The organism is Paenibacillus sp. 1011MAR3C5 (assembly GCF_003591485.1).
Taxonomy (GTDB): Bacteria; Bacillota; Bacilli; order Paenibacillales; family Paenibacillaceae; genus Pristimantibacillus.
This window is the reverse complement of the sequence record NZ_QZCF01000005.1, coordinates 254,213-276,774: the sequence shown is the minus strand read 5'-3', so window position 1 is coordinate 276,774 and position 22,562 is coordinate 254,213. Positions and strand designations below refer to the sequence as shown.

At 49.6% G+C, this 22,562-nt stretch carries 21 protein-coding genes; 6 read left to right on the top strand and 15 right to left on the bottom strand.

What is annotated here, in order from left to right:
- Positions 1–949 precede the first annotated feature (949 nt).
- Complete coding sequence (melA, locus tag D3P07_RS17210) at positions 950–2,248, bottom strand: alpha-glucosidase/alpha-galactosidase (RefSeq protein WP_119801480.1); 1,299 nt, start codon at positions 2,246–2,248, stop codon at positions 950–952.
- Positions 2,249–2,417: 169 nt separating this feature from the next.
- On the opposite strand from melA, the gene D3P07_RS17205 reads away from it, so the two are divergent.
- Both D3P07_RS17205 and pgsA read left to right on the top strand, forming a co-directional pair.
- Complete coding sequence (locus D3P07_RS17205) at positions 2,418–3,308, top strand: AraC family transcriptional regulator (protein ID WP_119801479.1); 891 nt, start codon at positions 2,418–2,420, stop codon at positions 3,306–3,308.
- Positions 3,309–3,615: 307 nt separating this feature from the next.
- Positions 3,616–4,203 carry a CDP-diacylglycerol--glycerol-3-phosphate 3-phosphatidyltransferase gene (gene pgsA, locus D3P07_RS17200; protein ID WP_119801478.1) on the top strand — a complete coding sequence of 196 codons (588 nt, stop codon included), beginning with the start codon at positions 3,616–3,618 and terminating at the stop codon, positions 4,201–4,203.
- A gap of 140 nt (positions 4,204–4,343) precedes the next feature.
- Here pgsA and fabI read toward each other — a convergent pair whose 3' ends face one another.
- The 3 genes from fabI to D3P07_RS17185 form a co-directional block, all read right to left on the bottom strand.
- Complete coding sequence (gene fabI / locus D3P07_RS17195; RefSeq protein ID WP_119801643.1) at positions 4,344–5,120, bottom strand: enoyl-ACP reductase FabI; 777 nt, start codon at positions 5,118–5,120, stop codon at positions 4,344–4,346.
- A 150-nt stretch (positions 5,121–5,270) separates the two neighbouring features.
- Entirely contained in the window at positions 5,271–6,125 is an 855-nt protein-coding gene (locus D3P07_RS17190; protein ID WP_119801477.1) for a manganese catalase family protein, read from the bottom strand.
- A 27-nt stretch (positions 6,126–6,152) separates the two neighbouring features.
- A complete protein-coding gene (locus D3P07_RS17185; RefSeq protein ID WP_119801476.1) occupies positions 6,153–6,494 on the bottom strand; it encodes a DUF2512 family protein in 342 nt (113 codons plus the stop codon).
- Between the two features lie 295 nt (positions 6,495–6,789).
- Between D3P07_RS17185 and D3P07_RS17180 the strand changes: the two genes are divergently transcribed.
- A complete protein-coding gene (locus D3P07_RS17180) occupies positions 6,790–7,335 on the top strand; it encodes an AAA family ATPase (RefSeq protein ID WP_119801475.1) in 546 nt (181 codons plus the stop codon).
- Positions 7,336–7,356: 21 nt separating this feature from the next.
- Here the strand turns inward: D3P07_RS17180 and D3P07_RS17175 are convergent, their stop codons facing one another.
- Entirely contained in the window at positions 7,357–8,499 is a 1,143-nt protein-coding gene (locus tag D3P07_RS17175; RefSeq protein WP_259391555.1) for an MGDG synthase family glycosyltransferase, read from the bottom strand.
- Between the two features lie 198 nt (positions 8,500–8,697).
- Positions 8,698–9,321: a YqaA family protein gene (locus D3P07_RS17170; protein ID WP_119801473.1), complete on the bottom strand. Its 624-nt coding sequence runs from the start codon at positions 9,319–9,321 to the stop codon at positions 8,698–8,700.
- A gap of 239 nt (positions 9,322–9,560) precedes the next feature.
- On the opposite strand from D3P07_RS17170, the gene D3P07_RS17165 reads away from it, so the two are divergent.
- Positions 9,561–10,196 (top strand): DedA family protein, encoded by a 636-nt coding sequence (locus D3P07_RS17165; RefSeq protein ID WP_119801472.1) that lies wholly within the window; start codon positions 9,561–9,563, stop codon positions 10,194–10,196.
- A 195-nt stretch (positions 10,197–10,391) separates the two neighbouring features.
- Here D3P07_RS17165 and D3P07_RS17160 read toward each other — a convergent pair whose 3' ends face one another.
- The 9 genes from D3P07_RS17160 to D3P07_RS17120 all read right to left on the bottom strand — a co-directional run bounded on the left by D3P07_RS17160 (position 10,392) and on the right by D3P07_RS17120 (position 21,665).
- Positions 10,392–11,465 (bottom strand): ABC transporter permease, encoded by a 1,074-nt coding sequence (locus tag D3P07_RS17160; protein ID WP_119801471.1) that lies wholly within the window; start codon positions 11,463–11,465, stop codon positions 10,392–10,394.
- A gap of 21 nt (positions 11,466–11,486) precedes the next feature.
- Positions 11,487–12,485 (bottom strand): ABC transporter permease, encoded by a 999-nt coding sequence (locus tag D3P07_RS17155; RefSeq protein WP_119801470.1) that lies wholly within the window; start codon positions 12,483–12,485, stop codon positions 11,487–11,489.
- The gene (locus D3P07_RS17150) at positions 12,482–14,014 is read right to left on the bottom strand and encodes a sugar ABC transporter ATP-binding protein (RefSeq protein ID WP_119801469.1); all 1,533 of its coding nucleotides are present in this window, start codon (positions 14,012–14,014) and stop codon (positions 12,482–12,484) included. Before D3P07_RS17150 ends, D3P07_RS17155 begins: the two co-directional genes overlap by 4 nt.
- 17 nt (positions 14,015–14,031) lie before the next feature.
- Positions 14,032–15,084 carry an autoinducer 2 ABC transporter substrate-binding protein gene (locus tag D3P07_RS17145; RefSeq protein ID WP_220482031.1) on the bottom strand — a complete coding sequence of 351 codons (1,053 nt, stop codon included), beginning with the start codon at positions 15,082–15,084 and terminating at the stop codon, positions 14,032–14,034.
- Positions 15,085–15,141: 57 nt separating this feature from the next.
- Complete coding sequence (locus D3P07_RS17140) at positions 15,142–15,951, bottom strand: BtpA/SgcQ family protein (RefSeq protein ID WP_119801468.1); 810 nt, start codon at positions 15,949–15,951, stop codon at positions 15,142–15,144.
- A gap of 86 nt (positions 15,952–16,037) precedes the next feature.
- Complete coding sequence (locus D3P07_RS17135) at positions 16,038–17,138, bottom strand: M42 family metallopeptidase (protein ID WP_119801467.1); 1,101 nt, start codon at positions 17,136–17,138, stop codon at positions 16,038–16,040.
- Between the two features lie 42 nt (positions 17,139–17,180).
- Positions 17,181–18,713: an FGGY-family carbohydrate kinase gene (locus D3P07_RS17130; RefSeq protein ID WP_119801466.1), complete on the bottom strand. Its 1,533-nt coding sequence runs from the start codon at positions 18,711–18,713 to the stop codon at positions 17,181–17,183.
- A 48-nt stretch (positions 18,714–18,761) separates the two neighbouring features.
- Positions 18,762–19,517 (bottom strand): DeoR/GlpR family DNA-binding transcription regulator, encoded by a 756-nt coding sequence (locus tag D3P07_RS17125; protein ID WP_119801465.1) that lies wholly within the window; start codon positions 19,515–19,517, stop codon positions 18,762–18,764.
- A 357-nt stretch (positions 19,518–19,874) separates the two neighbouring features.
- Complete coding sequence (locus D3P07_RS17120) at positions 19,875–21,665, bottom strand: SgrR family transcriptional regulator (RefSeq protein ID WP_119801464.1); 1,791 nt, start codon at positions 21,663–21,665, stop codon at positions 19,875–19,877.
- 130 nt (positions 21,666–21,795) lie between these two features.
- Here D3P07_RS17120 and D3P07_RS17115 point away from each other — a divergent pair, with 130 nt between their 5' ends.
- Positions 21,796–21,972: a hypothetical protein gene (locus tag D3P07_RS17115; RefSeq protein ID WP_182914371.1), complete on the top strand. Its 177-nt coding sequence runs from the start codon at positions 21,796–21,798 to the stop codon at positions 21,970–21,972.
- A gap of 46 nt (positions 21,973–22,018) precedes the next feature.
- Complete coding sequence (locus D3P07_RS17110) at positions 22,019–22,528, top strand: GNAT family N-acetyltransferase (protein WP_119801462.1); 510 nt, start codon at positions 22,019–22,021, stop codon at positions 22,526–22,528.
- Positions 22,529–22,562 lie beyond the last annotated feature (34 nt).

Sequence of the window (22,562 nt, the reverse complement as noted above, 5' to 3'; positions counted from 1 at the left end):
TATACCTCGGATCACCATTCAGTCGGGTGATTCCGAAATACCCTTTGTTTCAAGAGTGGTAAATAACAGTGATAATCCTGATGATAGGTCCGATGCATTCGAGACGCTTATAAATAATAAAGTTGAAATTCCTTACCTGCAAATCAGAGAAAAAATACAACTGATACTTGAGAAAGATGCACCAGTATCACAGACTTTATATGATGAAATATTAAATGAAAACGGCACTATAAAGTATAATGAGTTGTCTACAAAAGAGGTGGTCTTTCATTTTAATGATAAAATAGGTACATTCATTTTAGCTCCGAATTTGGCCTCTCAACTAAGTTCTAATAGTCAGGATTATGAACCAGGTAAAAGCATACGGGGATTTACATTAATTTGTAATTGGGAAAATAAATCAATACAGTATTCGTTTATTGTAAGATCGGACGCTGAAATAAGCTTTTAATTTGTTACTACTTAATACCCAAACAGATTAAACCATTGGAAATTGAAACGAGTTAAAATAGAATAGAAACCTTCTACACTATCATATATCGTATAGATTATGTTAACGCTCACGTAAATTGTCGGTGCATTTTTCGCCGCCAATGACGTGAGCGCTTGTGTGTCATTTACGTTATTCTGACGAGTGGTCAATCGCCATTCACGCGAGGAAGCAGTTGGCATTTCAAAATTCACGATATAAAATACCCCTCTTTTATACTCAACAGTATTAAAATTGGAGTGATTGTACCAGAAAAAATCATACCATTGCCAAAATTTATTCCAGGTCTATTCATAACTCTAGTACTAACCATTGTGAGAGAACAGACTCATAAAATAACATCTCTGCTCTGAGCAATAACAACACAGATTCTATTAATATTTGCATTCTCCTTTATCTGTCTAAAGAACATTCCAACTTCGTTCTCTAGATAGAAAAAGTTCTTCTTTCACTCACTCTTTATTTATACTTAGGCAGCCAGTCGCCGTGCGCCTCGATAAGATCGTCACACATGGCTACAATGTCATCCAGCGACAGTTCGGCTGACGTGTGGGGATCAAGCATAGCCGCATGATAGATATGCTCTCGCTTGCCTGTAATAGCAGCCTCAATCGTAAGCAGCTGTGTATTAATGTTTGTCCGGTTCAAAGCAGCACATTGCGGAGGCAGATCGCCTACATAGGTTGGCGTTACGCCATTGCGGTCAACAAGACATGGCACCTCTACGCAAGCTTCCTTCGGCAGATTAGTAATAAGTCCCGTATTCATGACATTGCCGCCGATTTTGAATGGAACATCCCTCTCAATCGCTTCAAAAATATATGAAGCATACTCATGCGTGCGGTCATGCTCCAGATTTTTGTCGTGAACAAGCGATTCTCGCATTTCGGACCAATGCTTCATTTGATTGATACAGCGCCGCGGATATTCGTCCAGCGGGATGTTGAACCGGTTGATCAGCTCCGGATAGCTCTTCTTGATGAAATACGGATGATACTCGGCGTTGTGCTCGGAGGACTCCGTAATATAGTAGCCGAACTTAAGCATCATTTCGTAGCGTACCATATCATGATGCTTTTCCTTCTGCTTCTCTGCTGCACGGCGTTTCAATTCCGGATACAAATCGATGCCGTCTTTGCTCACTTCAAGCAGCCATGCCATATGGTTGATGCCTGCGATTTTCCACTTTACACCTTGCTCCTCCATGCCGAGATCCTGAAGAATGCGTGGTACGCACACTTGAACGCTATGGCACAGACCAACGGTATTCACACCGCCATACGTATTCATAACATTCGTCAATACGGCCATAGGATTCGTGTAGTTGAGGAACAAGGCATCCGAACACACTTCATTCATATCGCGTGCAATATCAAGCATGACCGGAATCGTACGCAAGTTGCGGAAAATACCGCCGATGCCGACCGTGTCGGCGATCGTTTGACGCAAGCCATACTTCTTCGGAATTTCGAAGTCTGTAATCGTACAAGGATCATATCCGCCGACTTGGATGGCGTTGACGACATACTTGGCGCCTCGAAGCGCCTCTTTGCGATCGGAATAAGATTTAATGCTGCATGTGCTGCCGCAGTTCTTCTTCATATGAAGCAGCATCATCTCGGAATCACGCAGTCGCTCGGCATCAATATCAAATAAAGCAATTTCAAACCCTTGCAGAGCTGGGGTCAGCATTACGTCGCCTAGGACGTTTTTGGCGAATACGGTACTTCCCGCTCCGATAAAAGTAATTTTGGACATGGCGGTTCGTCCTCCTCATATGGCTAATCGTAGTTAACCTGTAGTTCTCTTAACACTTTTAGTATAAGGACAGCAGCCGTTGATTCATATGGAAGGAAGGAGAAATATTATGGAGTAATGTTGCATGATTAGCTACAATAAAGAGAAACAATAGGCGGAGGCATGAACAATGGACGCGACACATTATCAACATTCCAATACGATTAACGAGGCTCCGTTAAAGGGAGAAATGTCCCTCTTATTCAGCGGAGAGGGAGAACCCCGAGAGGGCCACTACATAGGACCAGCCGTTCATGACTATTATTTAATCCATGTTGTATGGGACGGAGAAGGAACCTTCGAGACGCTGGGAGAGACACACAAACTTGGGGCTGGCGATGCCTTTGTCATTTTCCCGGATATTCTTGTAAAATATCAGGCGAGCATGGAACGGCCTTGGAAGTACATGTGGATTGGTTTCTCGGGCGATCTCGTTGAATCAGCTCTCTCGGAAGTAGGAATTACACCGGATCATGCGGTCATACGAGGATGCCGGCTGTCCTGGATGCAACGCCGATTCAAGAGATTGCGAGCCGCCTTGGAAGGCAATCAGCGGCCGGCGCTCGGCAACCTTGAGGCATCGGGGTGGCTGCGGCTTATTTTACATGAGCTGGGCAAGACAATGTGGGTAGAAAGAGGTTCAGAGCAGGGAGCAGGACGGGATCGAGACCAGCGGAGCCATCCACTGCCTTACCGTCGTATTGACCAGGCGATTCGTCTCATGACGCTGCAGTATGCACATCCGTTGACCATAGATGGCATTGCAAGAACGCTAAGCTACCATCGCTCGCATCTGACAAGGCTGTTCAAGGAAGCAACAGGCATGTCGCCTATGCAATATTTGTTCAAAGTGAGAATGAAGAAGGCAGCGGAGCTGCTGGTGGGCGATCTGACCATCGCCCAAGTTGCCTCATCCGTTGGCTATAACGATCCGCTCTTCTTTACCAAGCAATTTCGCAAATGGAATGGGATGTCACCGACGGAATATCGTAAGGAGAAGCTACATAAGCTTACCGACTAAAACAGGACTCATGACTCCATTATCAGTTGAACTCGACTCTGCATTAGCCATGGTCTTCAAGTCTGAGAAATAAAACACTCGTAGCACCTAAATTGGAAAAATGCTTTGGAACCTTCAGGCACAAGCTTCGACATCTCTGGCACCCGACCCAAATTCCGACGGTCATACAAACTTGCATGATTTAGACTCATTGCCACATTCACTTTCCTTAGTCGTCTTTGGGGATCCACTGGAACAACGTGCAGTTCCCTCCAAGTCATGGTAATATTTAGATATCGCCATTTAAACCTATTTTGGAGGTGAGTAAATGAACCTGGCTAATAAAATTACGATGATAAGGATCGGGATGATTCCATTCTTCATACTGGCATTGCAACAGTATCCGGTCTGGATGACAGAGCAGTTTGGCTTTCTGAACCATCTGAATCAGTATGGCTTATATTGGGCAGTTGCCCTCTTCCTGATCGCGTCTGCTACAGACAAGTTAGATGGATATATTGCGCGCAAATACAATCAGATCACGAATTTCGGCAAGCTGTTAGACCCGCTAGCGGATAAGCTGCTAGTATCGGCGGCTTTGATCATGATGGTTCAATTGCATCTAATTCCTTCGTGGATAGCGATTGTCATCATTGGCAGAGAGGTTATGGTGTCCGGTATTCGAATCCTTGCTGCCGCAAGAGGAGTAGCGCTAGCCGCAGACAAACACGGGAAGCTGAAGCTGGTGCTTCAAGTGGCTGCAATCACTGCCGTATTAGTAAGCAATTATCCGTTTTCCTATTTCACAGATGTTCCGATCGACTTCATTCTGATGATAGCAGCGGTAGCGATGACCGCCTATTCGGGATACAACTACGTCAAAAATAACTACGATATACTTCAGTTGAATGTTTAGCTGATGGAAAAGATGCTTTCACATATCTCCCGCACAGCCTCCCATCCGAATCAGGCCTGTCCTCAAGATGTTGAACAATGCCCTTTTGCCGTTCAGAGCAATATGAGCTGGTTAAGCAAAAAAAAGGGAGGCAGCTCGCGCTACATCCCCATAATATGATAACCTGCATCGACATGCAGTACTTCGCCCGTAATGCCGCGTGAGAGATTACTAAGCAGAAACAAGGTCGCGTCCCCTACTTCATCCTGGTCGACATTGCGTCTAAGCGGCGCTTTTTCCTCGATTGTCGTCATAATGGCATTGAAGCCGGATACACCCTTCGCGGACAAGGTGCGTATTGGACCTGCCGATATCGTATTGACCCGAATGCCGAGCTTGCCGAGATCCTCCGCCAAATATCGGACGCTGGCTTCCAGCGCTGCTTTCGCAACACCCATAACGTTATAATTTTTAACGACGCGCTCTGCGCCGATATACGATTGCGTAACGATGCTTCCGCCTTCCGTCATGATAGGGCTTGCCGCCCTTGCTATCGCAACGAGCGAATAAGCGCTGGAATGTTGGGCGAGCATATAACCCTCACGCGTCGTATCCACATATCCACCCTTCAAGTCCTCCTTGTCTGCAAAAGCGATGGAATGGACAAGTCCATGAATAATACCGGACTTTTCTTTGATTTCCTGAAACGCGCCCTCGATGCTTTGATCATCATTGGCGTCACAGGAAACGCACAAAAACGGCGTGATTCCCTCCTCTTGCAGAAGGTCCCGCAGCTTCTGATAAGAACGTTCCTTCCTATACGTAAAGATGAGATTGGCGCCTTGCGCATGCAATGCCTTGGCCACGCCCCAAGCCAAGCTGCGGTTATTTGCTACGCCCATCACAACAATAATCTTTCCATTCATTAGTCCTTGCATCATTATGTACCTCCTCTGATCCTAGTGACCAGATTTAATTAGTACCTAGTACTAATTTTATCGTAAAGGTTTTTGGATCATGTGTCAATTCACTGTTTGATCATGACAAAAACCCGCTGCCACCAGGCAACGGGTTACCGCTTTAATCAACTATCGATACATATCAGCCAAGCCTGGGCTATGTTCATTAGGCATGTCAGGCATCTGCGGGACGGGGAATCCTGCTGGAGGGGGCGTCACTGACAGCTCTCCGCCATTCCGGCTAGGAGTTTGACCCTGGAATATTTCGGCTATGCGGGTCTGATCTAACCTGTAATTGAATTGAACATTGTGGTAGCCCAAATCAACATACTTCCGGCACTCCGGGTATTTATTAATATCGTAATTCGGAACCGGGAACAGCTTACCCCACTCCACGCCTAACGTTTCCAGCGCTTTGGCGAACGCATTCTGATGCGCATTGTCCCGTACAATCAGAAAACCAAGCGTCTCCCGGAATGCCTTATTGGAGCTCATCTCATATATCCTCGTCTTCTGAAGAACACCGGTAGATTCAAGCACCACGTTGTTCAGCATATCGCTAATTAAATTGCCATGACTGTATACCCATGATCCGTTCCAGGGGTTCCCGCCTGCATCAACGGGCAGCGAGCTTTGCGCACCCATAATGAAGTGATGCGGGTTGGCGTGCTTGATCGCTTCATCAATCGGCGCGCCATCTACGCCAGCATTTCCGGGCGCAGACTCACCCGCCCCGTTCAACAGCTGATTAATCGTGTTCTGCACAAGCTCCACATGTGCGATTTCTTCCAAGAACACGCCTCTCAGCAGATCCCGGAACTGCTTTTCTTTACCCCGGAAATTGGAGCTTTGGAAAAAATACTGCATCATGGTGCGCATCTCGCCAAACTGGCCGCCTAGTGTTTCCTGCAATACTTTCGCCGCAGCCGGATCAGGCTGATCCGGTTCAATAATATTGATCAATTCCTCTTTGTAATAATACACGTGCAACGCTCCTCTTTTGTTGGATCTTTATGCAGAAACCTGAAGCTCCTCATTAAACACGTAACGATGAAGGAACCATTCAGCCAACCCTAGAATCAACGAAATGGTCACAATTTCACCCATGCTTAAGGTCCAATTGAACATATAAGCTACAGCATAAAGATATACAGCCGCTAGCAGAAAATCCGCGATGGTGGCGAACAAGTTATTGGTTGCGCGAAGCAGAAGTTGATCACCTATAACATATGCGATAACCGTTAACGCCGTTGCGGTACAAACCGCGCCCCAGAACGTTGCTTCGGAATAATAAAGCAGTAACGCAACCACAATGGCTCCATTCACTAGCCACTTCAACAAAAACTTTACCATTGTTTTAATCCTCCTTTCACTTTTTCCTCCCCAAAATGTACCTTGTATAGCGTCCCACCGATTGTTGACTTTAATTCTGTTTTCATACAAAAAAAACCTTAAAAAAGGCTTCTTGCAACTAATGAATGGCTAAAGAACTTCTCATTCCGCGCGCAGCCTGAAAAGAAGGCATCCCATCAGATGTCCCCAATTCTGTTTAGCGCTTACTTTTGCTGAATGTTGTACAATAGAAAGATAAAGATGTGATCGGTAATCTCATTGGAGCCGTGATCATAACGTGAAGGAGGATACAGAAATGGAAACGGGCATTTATATCGTTACAGGAGCCATGGCAAGCGGAAAATCGACCGTAGCGGAGCTGCTGGCACGCCGCCTGGAGCGAGCCGTACATTTGCGAGGAGATACCTTTAGAAGAATGATTGTCAAGGGCCGGGAGGAAATGCTTCCCGAACCATCGGATGAGGCGCTCAGGCAGCTGGACCTGAGATACCGACTGACAGCTTTAGCGGCTGACGGCTATTACGAGGCGGGATTCGCCGTTATCGTTCAGGACATCATCGTTGGACCTGCGCTTATGTCATTTATCTCCAACATCAAGAGCCGTCCTGTCTACCTGATCGTATTAGCACCGAATGAAGAAGCGATTGCCCGGAGAGAAGCCCAGCGCAGCAAAAAAGGCTACGGCGTCTGGACCATCGAAGGCTTGAGCCGCCTCTTGCAGCAAGATACGCCCAGGGTGGGACTGTGGCTGGATTCGTCTACGCTGACACCTGAACAAACGGCAGATGAAATCGAACGCCGCGTTCAAACGGAGGGCATGGTGCATCCCGCTCCTCAGTAGTCTCACCCTCGATTCGCAGCGTCAGACATACCCATATTGCAATGCAGGCGCCGACAGATTCATAATCTGTCTGACGGCATGGATAGCAGAATGCTGCTGTCTGCTGCTCCCTGCCTTCTCTCTCATCGTTTGCAATATTGCGGGATTCTCCATCATTTGCTGGAGCTGCGCTGGAAGACGATCATCCTGACACCACACCGCAACGCCTTTGCGGGTCAAATAATTCGCGTTATCCCGTTCTTGTCCAAGCGTCGATTCGAACAAGATCATAGGCAGCTGGAGCGCCTGCGCTTCGGATGTTGTTAGTCCGCCCGGCTTCGTAATCAGAACGTCCGCGCAAGCCATCCAATCCTGAATGCCATCGATATAGCCTTTCAACAAGATGTTATCTCTCCCTTGCAGCGCCTCGCTCATCCGGTGAAGCAGCTTCACATTCCGGCCGCAGACGAACACGAATTGTACATTGGAAGGAAATTGATTGGATTTTAATTGCTCGACAAAGTTCCCCTTAATCATTCCGAAGCCTCCACCCATAACCATCACGACAAAAGCCGCGGGATCGAGACCCAGCTTCTCGCGCAGCTGCTTCTTGCAGCTGGACTGATTGTAGGAAGGGCGAACCGGAATGCCTGTTACGACGATTTTATGAAGGGGTACTTGTTTTTTCAGCAGCGCTTCGCCTACCTCTTGCGAACCAACCAAATACAAGTCCGTATGAGGGTGAATCCAATAGCTGTGATCCGAATGATCCGTAATGATCGTTACTGCGGTCAAGGATGTCATCCTTTTTTCTTTCAACAAAGAAAGTGCAGCGGACGCCGGCGGAAACGTGCTGACAAGCACGGAAGGCTTCTCCTGCCGGATCAGCTCAAGGAGGCGGTGCAGGCTGGATTGGCGGAATTTCTTCATCCACCCGATGAGCGGATTGTCCTCGCGCGTTTTTTGGTACAAGAATCCATATAGCGAAGGAAGATGCTTCACCCCTTGCAAGAAGCAATAACGTTCAATCACATGCATGCGGGGGTGAATCCATTCCATTAAATCAATGACTTTGACCGACATTCCAGGCTTGCAAATCTCTGATGCCTCCACAATCGCTTTTGCCGCTTGCATATGTCCGTCGCCCAGCGTCCCGGACAAAATCAATATTTTATCTTGCTGCATGATCATTCGTCCTCCTAAATGTCTGATGAGAGCTGCCAACACGGACGCATCTTGGAGCCGGGCGCCGTCTACATTCCTCTTTTGAATAGCTCTTATTCTATCAATATGGTCATTATATCTGATACATGATGATCTCTTAACAGGCTAAGGTATTGTTTTTCCCTCAGACCTCGGACGGAGGAGCTCCGTCCTTCAGGCTTAGGAACTGACTTCCTGCCCTTGCTGCTCCTGTTGTCCCTCTTGAAGGATAGCCGTTTGATCGGCTTTTCTTTTTTTACGCTTCCGGATGAGTACAATAATAAGCACGATTGGAACAACGCCCAGCAACAAGTACAACGACACGTCCTTCACCATTCCCTCGGCGGATCTGCCGTACAGATAGAACAACAAGCCTACAATATAGAACTTGGCCGCCCGCCCTATAGCTGCATATGCCATCAATCGCCATAACGGAAAGTTCAGACACCCGGACAAAATTGTAAATACCTTAAAGGGAATCGGCGTAAAGGAGCCTATCAGAATCGCAGCCTCCCCGTTTTTCTGAATCATACGACTGGCGGCATCAACCCAGGATTTCTTAAGCATCCTGTTCATGACAGTGTGCCCTAGCCCTTTCCCGATCCAATAACCAAAAGGCGTGCCAACCAAACATCCGATAAATCCAAGTGTCGCCAGCCACAGCGCATTGGACGGGTCCAGCAAGCTTAACGAAACTTGTGTAAACAATGCCGGTATTGGAAAAATGACCGCATCGGCGAATGAATGAATAAATAAACCCCAATCGCCGTAATTCAATACATAATCAACAATATCTTCAATCAATTGGCCGTTCCCCTATCCTGCAGTCAGTCGATGACTCTATTTTTAGTTCTGCATGTTTCCCCGTACATATTTCTACTCTAATCCTATATGTATAATGGCAATCCAACAATTGGTGGAGGTCTAGTTTACGTCCCAGACTTAAGGCCAGTCTCGCTCCCATCGCGGGTCGGTTATCAAGGCTCCAGTCGATCGGGTATGCTTACCAATATAGGCATACGATGCAAAAGGAGCTAAGGCAGTTGAAGTTACTCGAAATCGTCGAACAATTATTTGCGGATTATGGATACCTTGTATTGTTGATGGGTCTTCCGCTGGATGCCATCGCCCTTCCGATCCCGCCAGGGAATACGACCTTGACGTATACCGGCTATTTAGCCTACAAAGGCGTACTGCACTGGCTGCCGGCGGTAGCGTCAGCTTATGTTGGTGCAATCATAGGCATAACCATCACCTATTGGATCGGATATAAATTCGGCCAGCCTCTCTTCGATCGTTATGGCGATCGGCTTTTATTAAAACCCGTACATATGGAGAAAACCAAAAAAGCTTATGAGAAGCACGGGAACAAGCTGCTGCTGTTTTCATTTTTCATGCCGGGTATCCGCCAATTTATCGGTTATGCGACGGGTATCATTCGCGTACCCTTCCGAACTTTTGCGCTGTACGCCTATACGGGGGCTGCATTGTGGGTCATTGTGTTCACCGGCATCGGTTTTCTATTCGGCGAGCAGTGGAAGCATGTTTTGGTGTGGGTGGAGCAATCCTTGCTATATGTCACCATTGGCGTTTTCGGCGCCCTCACCGTCTTCCTGATCGTAAAATGGCGCAAACACATCAAACAAAAGGGAGCAGCCAACCAAGCAATCGATCGTTAATGGCCTATCCGCTCAAAAAAACCAGCCTAACTCAGCAAACGCTGAATCAGGCTGGTTTTTGCATTGAGTATTAAGCAAGCGCCTCCCCATTGATTTTGAGACTGGTCAATATGGCATTGCCCAATTGGGAAATGCCAGACTCGTCCAGCAATCGCTGAATGAGACTGGCGCTACTCTTGTATACCTATTTTGCAGTTATGACGAGCGTGAGGTTCCCGTCGTCCTTCGCCTCCACTTCAGCTTGGGACTAACCGCGTTGATCACCATAACAAGAATGAGCACAATGCCCCAGATAAAGTCCTTGAAGAAGTTGCCGACATGGAGCGCATTGAGGCCGCTGGACAGGAATTGCAATGTCAGAACGGCCATGACGACGCCTGCAATCTTCCCGAACCCGCCGTTCGGATTGACCCCGCCAAGCACAACAACGAGAATCGCTTGCAGGATGTACGATGTGCCATAGTCGGCCTTGGCTGAGTTGGTCAGCGCGATCATGACGAGACCGGCAATTGAAGCCAGCAGACCGCTAAGCGCATACGTCTTCAGCAGCACCGCCGTATTGTTAATGCCGCCGTATCGTGAAGCAGTCGGGTTGCTGCCAAGCAATTGCAGCTTCATACCGTATGGGCGGCGATTCAGCAAGAGATAAGCAGCGACCACACAGACCGCAAAAATAATAAGCGGCACAGGGATGCCGATCAGACTTCCGTTCCCAATAGTGGAGAATTGCTCAGGCAGCCCGACAATCGCTTGCCCCTTTGTAATCACGATCGCAAGACCCATGAACAGCTGCATGCTGCCGAGCGTAACAAGGATCGGCGGGATACCGATCTTCGCAACGGCAAATCCGTTCAGCAAGCCACACAACACGCCGACGATCATCGCACATACAATTCCAAGCAATATATAGAGCATGCTGGTTCCAGCCGGTGCGCCCTCCGGTATGAGCCGAACGATAACCATGGCGGCCAGGATCGAAGTTAAATTAGCAATGCCGACGATCGATAGATCGATACCGCCGGAGATCATTGTCAGCATCATCGCAAGCGACAATATGCCAAGAACGGGAAATTGAAAGGCCATCGAGCTAAAGCTGTCCAGCGTCAGAAACGTGCGCGGGCTGAGAATCGTCATCGTCACGAATACCAAGACCATAATGACGAACAGCCGGGTCAGGTTTCCGTCCGAGGACAGCCAACGCTTCAAGGAGAAAGACAGATCATCGTATGACGAATCCGGTCCCGTTCGTTTTGTAGATTGATTGGTCATAAGTACCTCCTTAGACTGTCGTCAAGTTAAGATGGATGATTGGCTTGATGACGAACGCTTGATTTGGTAAGCTGCAATACCTGTTCCAATCAGAATGAGCGCGCCGATCACGAAGCGTTGCCAATATGACGGAATGCCGACCAGAATCAGGCTGTTCTGAATGGTCACAATGAGCAGCAAGCCGAGCAATGCGCCAATTACCGTGCCGTGACCGCCTGTAATCCTTACGCCGCCCAGTACAACCGCTGCAATGATCAAGAGCTCCGTTCCCAGCAGATCGACCGGATTGGAGCTTCTCATCATTGTCGTCTGGATCATGCCGGCGATACCCGCCAGAAATCCGACGAATCCGTACACGAAGCATTGTAGAAACTTCGTATTGAAGCCGACACGCTCCGCCGATACCGGATCGCCGCCAAGCGCATAGATGCCGCGTCCGATCATCGTATATTTCATCATAATGGCTACTACAATAATAACCGCTGCTGTAATGAGGACGGACATAGGCAAGCCAACCGTAATACCCGCATCTGTCATAAATTTAATCACCTGCGTCTTGCCGAATTGCTCCAGCGGAGCCGGCAGATTGCTAATCTGGCGGCTGCCGACGAAGGTGAGTAGGAAGCCGCTGAACATCGATGACGTGCCTAAGGTGACAATGAGCGTAGGCAGCTTGAAGAATGCGATCAGCAAGCCATTGATTAATCCCAAGCCCAGCCCGATGATGCCCGCCAGCAGGAACGCCGCAAATACGGGAACATCGAAACCTAACAACAAGATGATTTTGGTAGCCGAGAACATGCTGAACGTCGCAATAGCCGGGAACGACACATCAATGCCGCCGGATATAATCACCATCATCGTACAGATGACGAAGATGCCCGGAACGATGCTGCTCCGAATCAGGTCGAACATATTGGCGGAGCTGAAGAAAGCGCCGTTCTGGCTGCCGATGGCTGCGAATAGGACCAAAATAATGATCGCCACATAAAATTCGCTTGTTTTTGTCCATTTTCTCATGCGGTGCTCCCCCTGTGCTCTGCGTAACCTGCTCCACCTTCATGAGCGTCATGCAATTGCGACCATACTTCCTGTGTGAACGTCTTCCCCTCGGCCTCCCCAATGATTCGTCCGCGCTTCATGACCAATACGCGATTGCAGCTTTGCCGCAGCTCCGGCAGATCATCCGAGATCATCAGGACACCTAGTCCTTCCCTTGCCAGCTCCCGAATAACTTGATGAATATCTTCCTTTGAACCAATGTCGACGCCGACCGACGGTCCGTTCAGAATCAGAACCTTGGGTCCCGCAGCGAGCCATCTGGCCAGAACGACGCGCTGCTGATTGCCGCCGGAGAGCGTCTTCACCGGAGAGAGCGGCGAATGCGCGACAATACCCAGCTTTTCAATCCAGCTCCGAACGGTCGACTTCACCTTGCGCCTGTCGATCATGCCCCATTTGTCCTTCTGCTTGTCGATAACGCTGACAACCATGTTGCGCTCAATCGATTGCTCCAGGAATAGCCCCTCTGTAAGCCGATCCTCCGGTACATAGGCGATTCCGTGTTCCTCGGCGTCCTGAACCGACCGGATGCTTACAGGCTCGCCGTCGCGGCAGATCTCTCCCGAGGTCGCCGGAGTCAGACCAAACAGCGCTTCCGCCAGCTCTGTCCTGCCGGAACCAAGCAATCCGGTTAATCCGACGATTTCGCCGGGATGAATGCTGATCGATATATGATCAAAGCAGCCCTTTAACGACAAGTTGTCTGTTTTGAGCAGCGGCGTGCCTGATTGCTTTCCGACCTCATAATAGCTTTCGTCAATTTGTCGGCCAGTCATATAATAGACCAGCTTCTCGCGGTTCAATTGATCCGCGCGTTCGGAGATGACGTTTTTTCCATTACGCATAATCGTAATCCGCTCCGAGAGCTCAAACACTTCTTCCAGCTTGTGGCTTACGAACAAAATCGAAATACCGTCTCGCTTCAGTCCTTCAATGACACGAAATAAAGCGCGTACTTCCTTCTGAGTAAGCGCAGTAGTCGGTTCATCCATCACGATCAGCTTAGCTTCATTCATTAGCGCTCGCGAGATCGCAATCAACTGCTTGTCGGCTACCGACAAGTGCTCCACCTTCGCGTTCAGATCCAGGTCGACGCCAACCTTATCCAGAGCTTGCCTCGCCGTTTGACGCATCTTGCCCCAGTTAATCCATTTCTTCCTTGCGGCAAGCTCGCCATTCAGCGCTATATTCTCGGCAACCGTCAAGTTGGGAAAGATAGAGAAATCCTGATAGATGACTTGAATTCCGGCATTAATCGCTTCAATCGGGTTCAGCTGACTGCGCAGTTCTCCATCGATTCTTATCTCGCCATGGTCCGGCGCATGAACGCCGGACATGACTTTGATCAGAGTGGATTTCCCGCAGCCGTTTTCCCCAGCCAAACAGTGGACTTCGCCATAATCGATCCGTAGCGATACATCCTTCAAAGCATGGACGCCAGCGAACGATTTGTTGATATGGTTCAGTTCGATCAGGGTTTTAGGCATGTTCGGGTCACCCTCTCCTAGAAATCGTAATCGGTTACATTTTCTTTCGTAACGCCCACCCATGCAGCGCCGTACAAATATTTGCCGTCCTTCACAATCAGCTTCTCATAACCAGGTACGCCGAGATCGAAGCCTTCTTTAATCTCGTCTGCTTTGCCTTCCAGCACCTTTACAGCTAGGGAGTTCATCGCTTTCGCCGCTTCGGCCGGGTCCCAGAATCCGATCATCGACATGGCGCCGCTCTCCAGATACTTCTGCGATACGGACGGTACGCTTGTGCCGACCACATTCACCTTGCCGATCAAGCCGGACTCTTCAATCGCCAGCGCCGCGCCTGCCGCATCGTTGCCGGATGCGCCTTGGAAGCCTTTCAGATTAGGGAACGCCTTGAACGTCTCGCGCAGCTTCTCGCTCGCAATCTTCTGGTCATCGTTCGTCTCCAACTGGCGGGCAACCGCTTTCATATTCGGGTATTTTTCCTGTTGACGGTTATAGGCTCCTTCTTCCCACTGCATGTGGGATTTGGTCGTCAAGCTGCCCACAGTCGTCATATACTCCCCTTCCTCGCCCATTGCCTTTGCGAGGTTATCCATCAGGAATGCACCGTATTCCAGATTGTCGAACGCTTCAATATTGAAGTCCGTATTCACCATGCCGTCCGCTTCATGCGTAATGACGACAATGCCCTTATCGCGGGCTTTCTTCAGCACGGGCTCAAGCGCTTCTGCGGAGAACGGCACAACCGTAATCGCATCCACCTTCTGGGCAATCAAGTCTTCGATAATTTGCACTTGGAGAGCCGCATCCGCTTTCTGAGGGCCTTGCATGAACGTGTCATGTCCCGTCGTCTTGCCGAATTCCTTTACGCCTTCTTCCATCCGGTCGAACCAGGCTACGCCGGTCAGTTTAACAACGGTGGCAATTTTGTACTTCTTGCCGTCTTTGCCGCCATTGCCCGTCCCACCGCTTTCATTGTTGCTTTCCGAATTGCTTCCGCCGCAAGCGGTGAGGATCATCATGCAAAAGATAAGTAACATAGCAACTGCAGACATCGAACGTTTCTTGACCATTGATTGCTTCCCCCTAAAGATGATTTTAAATTTATGTCAAAACGCTCAGCAGCGGAGTTACCGCTGCCTGAACGCCTTCACATCATCCATAAAAGCTTTCACTCTAGCCTGGTCCACATGATTTTCGAATTTTCCGTCTATTTTGAAGGCAGTTCCGACTACAGCACCGTCGGCAATAGACAATTGCTCTACCAGATTTTCACGGCGAACGCCAGTATTAGCCAGGACGACCGTGTTCGGAACCGAATCTTTTACTTTCTTCAACATTTGCGAGTCCGTCTGTGCCCCGGCAGTCAGACCAGATACGCATAACGCATCGGGGCGGTTGTTGAATACAGTAGATTTGGCGACGCTCTCGATGTCGCGGTCCGCGACGTACTTGGCTGCCTCAGGCACGATGTTGAACAGCAGCTTGACGTTGCCAGCGCCGATGCGCTGCTGGTGGCGTACCGTCTCGCCTACGTTCGTGTTCCAGAGACCGAAGTCGCTGGCGTATACGCCGGTAAAGATTTCACGGATGAACAAAGCACCGGTCGCCGCTGCCAGATCAAGCGATTTTTTTGCGTCCCAAAGGACATTGACACCGAAAGGAATTTGAATATCCGACTTTAATTCGCCAACAATGCGGGCCATTGCCGCTACCGTCTCCGTCTTCACTTCTGTCAGGTACGGCAGGCTGAATTCATTGGAGAACATCACAGCGTCCACCCCGCCGTCCTGCAGCGACTTCAAGTCTTTTCTAGCCATCTCTACGACGTAGTCCATCCCTTTTTCGCTATTGAAGTAAGGATCTCCGGGCAATGCCATCAAGTGGCACATTGCAATAACCGCTTTCTCCGTACCAAGTACATCCTTCAACCATGTCATATCGTTCATCCTCCCCAGAATGTGTCTATCTCATCTCGTTGATTGATTTCCTGCTATTAGAGCTTGATTAGAGCTTGCCGACTGCCTTATCCCCGGCTAAAGTCCACGCTGCCGTCAAAAGTATGCACCAATTGCTCCAGCAGCTCGATCAGCTTGCTCACATCGTCCAGATCGACGGATTCCACCGGCGCATGCGTATAACGCGCAGGATAGCCCAGATCGACTATTGGCAAGCCGTCATTCTCTAATTGGCTGAACGAAGCATCCGTCAAGATGCCCATAAATACGGCAGGCTGAAGCGGAATATGGCGGCTAGCGGCTGCTTGCTTAATGTGCTTGACCAGCTTCGGATTCGGAATCAAGCCGCCAAGCGTCCCTCTTCCATGGAACGTATACATCCCGATGCTTGGGCCGCCGCCAAGCGCAATGTCGCCCTTCGATTTCAAATCCGGTGTGTCCGTTGCAATTGTAATGTCAAGCGTAATCGCCAGATGCGGATTAATGCGGCGTACAGCAGGCAGTACTCCCCGCAGATTGAATTCCTCCTGGACCGAAAATACGAGGTATAGCTCGCATGGAAGATCCCTGCCTTTCACCCGGTCTGCGAGTTCCAGCAAAGCGAGACAACCCACGCGGTTATCGAGCGCGTTGGAAAACACACGCGAACCGTTATCAAAATATTGCCGTGCGTACATGATGGGCATGCCGACTTCGAAACCGGCTTCTTCTGCTTCCTCCCGTGACCGGAACCCGAAGTCTGCGAATACTTCGTTCACCGGAAGCACGCGATACTTCTCCTCTGAAGGTGTCACATGATGCGCTTTTGTTCCAATGATGCCGTTCCACGACTTCCCGCTCGCCTCGGCCATGACCGTCTGACCTGCCAGGCTTTTCTCAGGAATGCCGCCAAGTCTTTCTACGCGAAGAAACCCGCTGTCCTCGATTTTGTTTACAACCAGCCCGAGCTCATCCATATGGGCAAAGATCATCACGCGGTATGGTTCTCGGCCTTCGATCTTGTTCATTTGTACGGTCACATTGCCAAGTGCATCGACCTGAATGTCTTCCCCTGTTGTTTTCAATTGTTCCGTCACATATCGGATGACTGGATCTTCATAACCAGATACTGCCGCAAGCGAGGTTAATTCCTGCAGTCGCTTCTTCATGTGCTCCATCTGCTGTTTCATTCGCTAGCCTCCCAAGCCGAACTGTCTGTTTTCTGTGTTTCGTTACAAGTCTTTCATCAGATCCTTCGTACGCTCGTACAAGCGATGATAGATGGCATAATGCCTTTCATACACTTCCCGGTCATTAACCCCCGGCTCAATATGGCGAATAATGTTCACCCATTCGTCTATTTCCTCAAGGTTATCGTGCCAACCCAGTGCCATTCCACAAATGTAAGCGTTTCCATAAGCGGCACCAACCGTAATCTCAGGAATCGCTTGACGCACCTGACAGATATCGCTGACACTTTGCAGCCATAACTCATTTTTGACGCCTCCGCCTACGGAGACGATTCGCTTAACTGATGCGCCAAGCTCTTGCATAACATCGAGATTATGGCGTATCGAAAACGAGATGCCCTCGAGCAGCGAGCGGTACATATCTGCCGTCGTATGATTCAGAGATAAGCCGAACATCATGCCCTTGGCCGAGGCGTCGTGGACCGGCGTGCGTTCCCCGCTGAAGAACGGCAGCGTGATCAGTCCGTTCGACCCAGGCGGACTTAGACCGGCCTGTTCGGACATATAGGTATATGCCTGTTGGACCGACCAGTTAGACGCTTCCCCGCTTCCCATGTCTCGTCCGAGACATTGGTCGACGAACCACCGGGTAAGAGAGCCAGCCGTTGCCGTGCCGCCTGTCAGCGTATTCGCGCCCGGCACAATATGCACATTCGGCCATAGCTCCTTGGTTTTCATAATGCGATCAGTAGTCAGGATGAAAAAAGTGGAGCTGCCGTACATCATCATCAGATCGCCTTGATGAATGGCGCCAATGCTGATCGCCTCCGACATAGCATCCGCCGTACCGGCAATCACTCTTGTACCCGGCGCCAATCCCGTCTGTTCTGCCGCTTGCCTTGTCACCGTACCTACAATATCCGTGCTCCAAGTCAATGCCGGAAGCTTATCGGCCTCTGTCATATGGGAGACGGATTCGTCATTCCACTCCAGCGTATGAATGTCAAACAACGGCGCGTAATTGACAGCCGTATAGCGGTCGATCACGCATTGTCCCGTTAATTTGTAGACCAGATAACCCGAACCGCATAGGAACTTGTAAGTCTTTTCGTAGACCTCAGGCTCATGATGCTTGATCCACTTCATCTTCGGCCCCGCTGCCTGGGATGACAAAGACTGGCCTCCGATTTCGAATACCCGCTCTTCCCCGATTGCTTCATTCAATGCCGCAATTTCACGTTCCGCCCGGGTATCGACACCGTACAGAATCGCTTTGCGAAGCGGAGTCCCGTCTCTGTCGATAGGCAGCACTGCTGGAGCGATCGAGCTGACGCCTACAGCCTCGATCTCATCCGCCGAGATGCCGTAATTCATTCGCGCCATATGGATCAACGACTTTGACAATTGCTTGAAGTCATGCCACCATGTCGCTTCCGCGTCATGCTCCGCCCAGCCGCGATGCGGGATTTCCAGCTTATGCGGCACGGCGCTTTGCGCCACGAGCTTGCCATTGCGATCCACCAGCACGCCTTTGGATTCGTATGTTCCAATATCAATGCCGAGTACGTATGACATGCGATGTCCCCCCTCAGTCGGCGTCACGAATCCTTCCTCTACCTACAGCTATACAAAAGTAATCTTTCCTTGGAAACCGAGGTCCAATACCGGTTGCCCGTTTTCCTCATCGCTTCGGTTCGTAATAATTTCACTTAATTGGTCAAATTCGCATACTTTCAATAGAGAGGACGCACCTACCTTTGTACGGTCCACCAGCGCAATCACTTCCTTGGACTGGGCGATAAAGGCTTGCTTCACTTCCGCTTCCTCTACGCTGTAGTCCGTTAAGCCGCGCTCCTTGTTCACTGCGGCAAGGCCTAAATAATAACGATCGAAGTTGAATTTTTTGATGGTTTCAATCGCAACGCTTCCTACCATAGACATTTCATTAAATCGGATAAGCCCGCCTATCATGTAGACTTGGAGATTGCTCTTGGACAAGATGGATGCCACTTGGAAGGATGAAGTAAATACAGTGATGCCTCTCCTCTTGACGAGCGCTTTCGCAAGCTCGGCCGTCGTCGTGCCTACATCCAGCGCGATAACCTCCCCTTCGCGTATTTGGTCAGCCGCATATTGGCCAATCTTTCGCTTCAGGTCATGGTTCTTCTTCTCCCGCTGGACGAACAACGGCTCTGCCCCCTGATCAGGTAGCGCAGCCCCGCCTCTCCGCCTTGAGATGACGCCTTTCTTCTCCATTGCGACCAGATCGCGCCGCACCGTCACTTCGGATACGTCGAGATGTTCAGCTAGCTCTTCAATGGTAAGCGGCGAATTCTCATGCAATAAGCTGATGATTTCCTTCTCTCTTTCAGTTGACATTCCAATCAATCTCCTTATTTGTATATTATCACATCAGTCAAATTCAAATCAATAATTATCATAAATTGATCAATATAAATCTTACAATGATCATAAACAACTATTCGTGAAAAGTAAACCCTTTCATTGCTGCTTCAACGATATATTCCTCTTAAAGCGACAATTTCAGGTCTATTCTCCCTTTTATGAACACCGGATTCGTTGTTTTTCCCTACATTTAAAAGAAATAAACAGGAGCTTGTCGATCATAATAGATCTACTCCCCCTTTATGCAATAAAAAGAATGATCATATTGTTTATCAATTTGATCATTCTTATAAGTTTTGATCATTCAATTTGAGCAATAGCGCATATGCATTAACCCGATACCTTTTCCAGCCAAATATCCTTGAAGTCGATCCAGCCCAGCGAGTTTACACCGATGCCTTTAATATGCGGATTGTAGAACATTTGATATTTCTTGTGAAGCAAGAAAAGTACATGCGTCTCATCACGAAGCTTATTCTCAATATCCTTGAGCTCCCTCCAACGCTTATCCGTCTCCTTGCATGCCAGCGCTTTATCAATCTTCGCCTCTACCCACTGCAGCAGCTCCGGGTCCAGATGCTCGCGCAGGAAGTTCCCCGTCTGCTCGAACAGCTCGATCATGCATACCTCATCCTCGGCAAATACGACGCAATACAGCAGACAATCCGCGTCTTGCAGCACCTTCTGCTCACGGATGCTGAGCCAGTTCGCCCAGTGGACCTCCACCGCAATACCGTGCTTGGTCAGCTCTTGCTGCAACCAGCGCGCATCCTTCTCATGGATGCTGTAGGTCGCAATCTTGATGGGTTCTCCCTGATAGCCCGATTGCCGGAGCAGTTCCAGAGCCAACTCTACATTCTGGCAAGTGGCCCCTTTATAGGACGCTTCACCTGGATAGAAGCCGCTGGCGGGATGCATCCGATCTTCTCCAAGCTCGGTAACCATCCGGTAACGATCGATCAAGAGATCGACCGCCTTGCGGAAATACGGCGATTGTTGGGGTCCGCTCTTGCAGCAATTCCAAGTGAGCAGACTGCAGCCGTTGGAGACGCTCTCGACCTTCATCCAGCCTTGCGCCGGCATTAAATCCTTAGAGTCATGATCAATCAGCAGTTGATCCCAGTTTTTTGCGAAAGCCGCCGTATCCTCCGGCATAATGACGATAATGACCCCGTCCAGATGCGCCCTGCCCTGGAAGTAATGCGGGTTGGCCTCCATAATGAAGCGATCTGCTGTCCACTCGACGAAGCGGAACGGTCCCGTCCCGACCGGACGCTGCCAAAACTGTTCATTCTGTTCGACCAGATCATGCGGCACAATAGACATGCCCGGCGAGCACAAGTAACGGAGCAACAGCCAATTAGGTTTTTCCAGCTTCACCGTCACTGTACGAGGCCCTCGCTTTATAATCTCGGTAATCGATCTGACAAACCAGCCTGACGCGGCGCTGCCTCGCAGCCGTTCAAGAGAATAGATGACATCCTCTGCCTCCAGATCGCGTCCATGATGGAACGCGATGCCTTTCCGCAGATGGAAGGTCCACTCCTTGCCCTCCTCGTCATGCTCCCACGCATGTGCAAGTGAAGGGATGATCTTCTCGGTCTCGCGGTCATACTTGACCAGGCAATCGAATAGCTGCTTAACCATATGCGCGCTAAAAGCAAAATACAAATCCTTCGGATCCAGGGTCAGAATCGGACGATAGACCGGCAGCCGAAGTAAATCCGCCTCCAGATCATCGATCAGCTCCGTTCTGTATCCGAAGTGGCTGTTCATCCATTCCACGAATTGATGCCGCACTCCCGTACCTTCCCCATAACGGTCAATCAACTCGAACGCTTGCTTGTACTCGCCCTTTGACGCATAGAATTGAGCCAGCTCCAGCAGCTTCTTCTCCTTCGGATAGAGAAAGGTTACCTTGGAGCGGTTCCCGCGTCCGCGGCCCGCTTGCCAATGAATGAACCCTTCCTCCTCCAGCTTGCGGACGATAAACTTTACATTGCGCTGCGTACAATACAGCGCTTCAGCAAGGCTCTCCAGTGATACTTCGATCGGCTTGCCCGAGCCGACTGAATCTGCCACCTTGCTATACATCATCAAATACCGTTCTTCGCTAATCATGAGGATGCCCTCCTCCGCCAGAGGCCTTAGTATGTAAAAGGGGAAATAATCACCTACGATTATACACTTTTTCTACCCCTTTTGCGAGTGCATAATGAGAATCATAAACAGGAGAACAGGAGTGGTGACGATGCTGTGGCATGATTATGTTCCAGGTCAACTATGGAAGGACCGCGTAGCGGAGCAGGAGAGGAAAGCGAAGCTGGAAGCGATTGAGGCGGAACACAAGAAGCAGGATACGAGCTTGGGCAAAAAGGACGCCTCGAAGCCGGCCAACACTTTTCTAAAACGGATTGGCTTCATATAATAGAAATGGAAGAGTAGAGAAGACCAAGAGCAAAGGAGCCGTACGCATGCATACATCGCCATCGATTCAATTGCTGTCCCAGCTCACTCCCGAACATATTGCCGGACTGTCGGGCATGATGCAAGACGTCGTAGAAGACGGTGCCTCCATCGGATTCCTCCCTCCCCTATCACGTGAAGAAGCTGAGCAATACTGGCGGAGCGTTCCTGAACCCGGTGTATTCTTATGGGCAGCTGTCTGGAACGGCAGAATAGTCGGAACGGTTCAACTGCAGCTTGCCATGAAGAAGAACGCTGCGCATCGGGCAGAGATCGCCAAGCTGATGGTCCATCCTTCCGCGCGGAGGCACGGCATCGCACGGTCGCTGATGCATACGGCTCACGAGCAAGCAAAGCAGGAAAGCAGAAGCTTGCTCCTCTTGGATACGAGAGCGGGCGATCCCTCCAATGAACTGTACAAAACGCTTGGCTATACGGAAGCTGGACGTATCCCCGGATTCGCCCGCTCGTCCGAAGGCGGATTCGATGCGACGATCATCTATTATTTGAATCTTTGAGTCGGAACAAGGACTTGATCGACATATCAAGCTG